This window comes from Agromyces albus (genome assembly GCF_004134825.1).
GTDB lineage: Bacteria > Actinomycetota > Actinomycetes > Actinomycetales > Microbacteriaceae > Agromyces > Agromyces albus.
Map to the genome: position 1 here is coordinate 1 of NZ_SDPN01000097.1, position 1,399 is coordinate 1,399.

The following is a 1,399-nucleotide window of genomic DNA, read 5'->3' on the forward strand; positions in this document are numbered from 1 at the left end:
CGACGTCGCCGCCGGCGCGGTGCTCGTGGCGGCGGGCCCGTGGTCGGGCGAGGTGGCCCGGGCGTTCGGCGCCGACCTGCCGTTGCGCCCGCGACGCGGCGTCGTGCTCGTCACGACGCGCATGCCGCACGCGATCTTCCACAAGGTCTACGACGGCGACTACTTCGCCGCCACGCAGTCGAGCGACGCGGCGCTGCAGACGTCGAGCGTCGTGGAGTCGACCCCCTCCGGCATGGTGCTCATCGGCTCGAGTCGCGAACAGGTGGGGTTCGACGAGCGGCTCCGGGTGGCGGTGTTGCGCGAGCTCGCCGCGAAGGCACTGCGCCTCTTCCCGTTCCTCGCCGCTGCGAGCATCATGCGCAGCTACGGCGGGTTCCGCCCGTACATGCCCGACCACCTGCCGGTCATCGGCGCCGACCCTCGCGTGCCCGGGCTCTGGCATGCGAGCGGGCACGAAGGTGCCGGAATCAGCCTGTCGCTCGCGACCGCCGCGATGCTCGCGGCCGAGTTCACCGGTGGTGCCGCGCCGACGGATGCCGCGCCGTTCCGCCTCGACCGGCCGACCCTGCAGCGCCACCTCGCCGAGGCGGCGTCGTGACCGCCCGGCTGCTGCGCCCCGGCGACGACCCGATCCGCCCCGCGCAAGTCGACGCGGTCGAGATCACCCTCGATGGCGAGACGATGAGGGGTGTGCAGGGGCAGACGATCGCGGGCATCGTGCTCGCGAGCGGAGTGCTCTCGTGGCGCCGCACGAGCGTCGACGGCCGCCCGCGCGGACTCTTCTGCGGCATCGGCGTGTGCTTCGACTGCCTCGTGATCGTGAACGGTGAGCGCGATGTTCGCGCCTGCCAGCGGCGTGCCGTCGACGGCGACGCCGTCGCGAGCCAGCACGACCGGCTTCCCGAGGCGAGCGCATGAGCACCGTCGTCGTGATCGGCGCCGGCCCCGCCGGGCTCGCCGCGGCGCGGGCTGCACGCGAGCGCGGGGCATCCGTCGTCGTGCTCGACGCGGCAGACCAGGTGGGCGGGCAGTACTGGCGGCACCTGCCAGAGTCGCGGCCAGCGGCACGCGAGCAACGGCTTCACCACGGCTGGCGCACGTTCGGCGGGCTGCGAGCGGCGCTCGAGGCCGATCCCGGCTGCGACATCGTCACGAGCGCACAGGCGTGGGCGATCGAGACCGCTGAGCCGGCAGAGGGCGCGGTCGTCGTGCACGCGCTCATCGGCCCGCCCGATGGCACTGATCGGCTGGCCCGCACGTTCCGCCCCGACGCGCTCGTGCTCGCGACCGGCGCCCACGATCGCACGCTCCCGTTCCCCGGCTGGGACCTGCCGGGCGTGTTCACGGCGGGCGCCGCGCAAGCGCTCGCCAAGGGCGAGCGCGTCGCCGTCGGCCGGCG

The 1,399-nt window shown here is 74.6% G+C and carries 3 protein-coding genes; all 3 read left to right on the forward strand.

The window, feature by feature from the left end; all coding sequences use genetic code 11:
- On the forward strand, positions 1-598 hold a 598-nt coding region (locus ESP51_RS20375), incomplete at its 5' end, for an NAD(P)/FAD-dependent oxidoreductase (protein ID WP_164990627.1).
- Positions 595-918, forward strand: coding sequence for a (2Fe-2S)-binding protein (locus ESP51_RS20380; protein ID WP_129522679.1), 324 nt, complete (start codon positions 595-597; stop codon positions 916-918). The genes ESP51_RS20375 and ESP51_RS20380, both read left to right, overlap by 4 nt.
- Positions 915-1,399, forward strand: a 485-nt coding sequence (locus ESP51_RS20385) for an FAD-dependent oxidoreductase (RefSeq protein WP_129522680.1), incomplete at its 3' end; no start/stop codon positions are given. The genes ESP51_RS20380 and ESP51_RS20385, both read left to right, overlap by 4 nt.